General features: G+C 68.9%; 4 protein-coding genes and 1 pseudogene. 2 read left to right on the forward strand and 3 right to left on the reverse strand.

The genetic code is table 11. The annotated features are described in order from the left end of the window. Nucleotides 1-369 (forward strand): transposase (locus ACWEQL_RS34685; RefSeq protein WP_452154367.1); only part of this gene is annotated, 369 nt, incomplete at its 5' end. Between the two features lie 35 nt (nt 370-404). Further along, complete coding sequence (locus ACWEQL_RS34690; protein ID WP_452154368.1) at nt 405-902, forward strand: hypothetical protein; 498 nt, start codon at nt 405-407, stop codon at nt 900-902. Between the two features lie 37 nt (nt 903-939). On the opposite strand, the pseudogene ACWEQL_RS34695 reads toward ACWEQL_RS34690, so the two are convergent. The 3 genes and pseudogenes from ACWEQL_RS34695 to ACWEQL_RS34705 all read right to left on the reverse strand — a co-directional run. Beyond that, nucleotides 940-1242, reverse strand: a pseudogene (locus tag ACWEQL_RS34695) (IS630 family transposase); the annotation flags it as partial. A gap of 63 nt (nt 1243-1305) precedes the next feature. Beyond that, nucleotides 1306-2199, reverse strand: a complete 894-nt coding sequence (locus ACWEQL_RS34700; protein WP_452154369.1) for a serine peptidase — start codon at nt 2197-2199, stop codon at nt 1306-1308. After that, a partial coding sequence (locus tag ACWEQL_RS34705) for a WD40 repeat domain-containing protein (RefSeq protein WP_452154370.1) occupies nt 2196-3388 on the reverse strand: 1193 nt, incomplete at its 5' end. The genes ACWEQL_RS34700 and ACWEQL_RS34705, both read right to left, overlap by 4 nt.

Below are 3388 nucleotides of genomic sequence, written 5' to 3' on the forward strand. Positions count from 1 at the left end.
GACGGTGCGAAGCGGCCGCTGCTGTGGACTCGGCTCGACCACCCCAGCGTCAAGAAGGTCTGGGCCGACCAGGGCTTCGCCGGCCGCCTGGTCGACTGGGCGGCCACGATCCTCGGCCGCGACCTGGAGATCGTCCGCAAGGACCCCGGCCAGCGCGGCTTCCAGGTCCAGCCCAAGCGATGGGCGGTCGAGCGCACCTTCTCCTGGCTCACCGCCCACCGGCGCCTCGCCCGGGACTACGAGGCCAGCCCGGCCCGCTCGGAGACGATGATCCGCTGGGCGATGATCGGCGTCATGATCCGTCGACTCACCCGAGGCCGACCGGCAACACGCCCCGGCCCGCAACCTCTCGCACCAGCAAATACCTGACGCGCCCGCCTACCTCATTCTGGTTGGATGCCGCCATGAGCGCAGGCACCCACCCGGAATCCGGTCTGGCGAAGAGCACCTGGAGTGACGCTGACTTCGATGCGATGGGATGGCATGACGTCACCATCCACGGAATCGGCGTGCAGCCAGGCGCCTCCGCCGACGAGCTGCCACGCCTGCTGCTGGACATCGACTACATCGTCCGCTGGGTGCATCCGGTCGCACCGGAGACACACTTCAGCTTCTGGATCGCGCCGTCCACGCTCGTGTTCGACGACGTCTGGGACCTCGAGGGCGACTTCGAGTTCAACTGGACGGCCTTGAGCCTCGATATTGACCACCTTCGATGCTCAACCCCAGAGGACAGCCGCGGCGGACCGCAGTGGCACATCGAAGGCCACTCCTTCGAGCTCAAATTCCGAGCTACAGGCTTCCACCAGTACCTACGCCAGGCGCCCCGGCGTTCACAGAAGCTTGTCCTCTCGCACCGCGAGCGCGGAGGTTTCTCCTTCGCGGAGACCTCATTCGCCTGAGAGATATTCGGCACACCTGCCGTCATACAGTCAGATCTCAAACACGGTCTGAGTCGGGAATTCTCTTCAGATGTCCGGCAAGGTGTTCGAGGATATCGGCGGCGGTCTTGGCCCAGACGTAGGGCTTGGGACCGGTGCTCCAGGTGGCGATCCAGTCCCGAATGTCGGCCTCGAGGGCCTGGACAGATTTGTGGGCGCCTCATCGTATCTGTATGTTCGTCAGCTCGGCGAACCAGCGCTCCATCAGGTTCAGTCAGGACGAGCCGGTTGGGGTGAAGTGCAGGGGGAACCGGGGATGGGCCAGCAACCAGGTCTTGATCGCCGGTGTCTTGTGGGTGGCGTCGAAGGAAGCCGGCGTTCAGGGCTCCGGTCGGGGCTTTGGACGACGGGGTGCCGCGGCTGTTCAGGTACCGAGGTAGGGGGCGATGGTAGCTGCTGCGGTCGCGGACCTGAGGTAGTTCGTGGCGTGGTGGAAGCGGAAGAGGGCGCTGACGGTGGTGGTGTGGTCCAGGGCGATCCCGTCAAAGAACCTGCCAAGCCGGGGCGGGACCGCGACGGGGTCGCCGGGGTCGGCGATGTTCACCCAGCGCGTCCCTCCGGGCAGGCCCGCACCCCGCAGTTGCTCGGTGTCGGCGGGGCGGGGCGCGGGGATGAGGCGCTCGAAGACCACGCGGGGCAGCGCGAGCGGCGAGCCGAGCGTGAGGAACAGCTCGGGCCGCAGCTCCGGGTGGGCGTGCAAGGCCTCGTAGGCGACGACCGAACCCAGGGAGTGCGCGACGACGACCCGCGGCCGGTGCCGGGCGATCCGCGCCGCGACCTCCTCGCGCGCTGCTGTGCGTTCCGGGGCGTCCGCAGAGCGCAGGTACGCGGCGACCTCACCGCACAGAAGCCGGACGAAGACCCCCAGCGGCCCCTCAGCCAGGTCGAACCTACGTGCCATCCACGACGAGAACCCGCGCAGCGGCACCGCGGCATGCCCCTGGGCAACCTCGTTGGGCAGTCCCAGCTCCCGCGCCCACGCGTCGAGCATCTCCTGCGCCAGCGGGTCGTCCAGGAAGTCGCCGTCCTGCTCCCCCTGGGCCGCCGGATCGTCGAGCAGCTGGTCCGCGTAGTAGGCGAAGTCGACCTCGAGCCGGTCCGGCGAAACGCCAAGCCCGGCGGCCAAGTCCCGCGCCCAGGCGGCAGCCTTCAGCGCGCGCAGCTCTTCCCTGCGGGCATCGGGGATTCCGGTGCCGAAGCTGTTGCAGATGCCGTGCACGGCGACGACCCGCAGCGGTGAAGCAGTGTCGCTGGTCAACGAAGTCTCCTGATCAGGGGTTCAAAGCTGAGGGCGGCCACTTCATGGCCAAAGCCGACCACCACGGTGCCGTCGACGGTGACAGTGACGGCCTTTACTTCATCCGGGAAGTGGAATGTCGTTAGGCAGGCACTGGCGGTGAGGTCCCATACTCGCACCGACCGGTCTTTGCTGCCGGTGACGGCGATCAGGCGATCTTTCAGCACCACTACCGCCACCGCGTTCACGGTGCCGGTGTGGCCGGTCAGCTCACTTACCTGCGCGCCAGTGGCGAGGTCCCACACCCGCACCGACCGGTCGTCGCCTCCGGAGACGGCACGGGGGCATCCGTCCAGCACCGCCACCGTGTTCACGGTGCCGGTGTGGCCGGTCAGCTCACTTACTTGCGCGCCAGTGGCGAGGTCCCACACCCGCACCGACCGGTCGAAGCTGCTGGTGACGGCATGCGGGCGGCCATCCAGCACCGCCACCGCCACTGCGGTCACGGCGCCGGTGTGACCGGCAAGCTCGCGGATCTGGGCGTTGGTGGTCAAGTCCCATACACGCACCGATCGGTCGTCGCCGGTGACGGCGTGCGGGCGGCCGTCCACCACCGTCACCGCCAACGCATTCACGCCGTTGAGACGGCCGGACCGCTGGCGGACCAGGTTGCCGGTGGTCAGGTCCCACACCCGCACCGACTCCTCGCGCTTGCTACCGGTGACGGCATGCGGGCGGCCATCCAGCACCGCCACCGCCACTGCGGTCACGGCGCCGGTATGACCGGCCAGCTGGGGACGGGCCTGGGTGCCGGCGACCAGGTCCCACACCTGCACGGTTCCGCGTTCGTCGCCGGTGACGGCGTGCGGGCGGCCGTCGATCACCGTCACCACCACCGCGCGTATCCCGTCCGGGTGGCCGACCAGCTCGCCCACCTGGGCACCGGTGGTCAGATCCCATACCCGCACCGACCGGTCACGCTCGCCACCGATGACGGCATGCGGGCGACCCCGCAGCACCGCCACCGCCACCGCGCACACCCTGTCGATGCGGCCGGACTGCTGGCGAACCTGGGTGCCGGTGGTCAGGTCCGACACCAGCATCCACTGGTCGTCACCGCCGCTGGTGACGGCGTGCGGGCGGCCTTCCAATACTGCCACCGCCAGCGCACGAACCCTGCCAGCGTGGCCGGCCAGCTGGGGACGGACCT

This window comes from Kitasatospora sp. NPDC004240 (assembly GCF_053603215.1).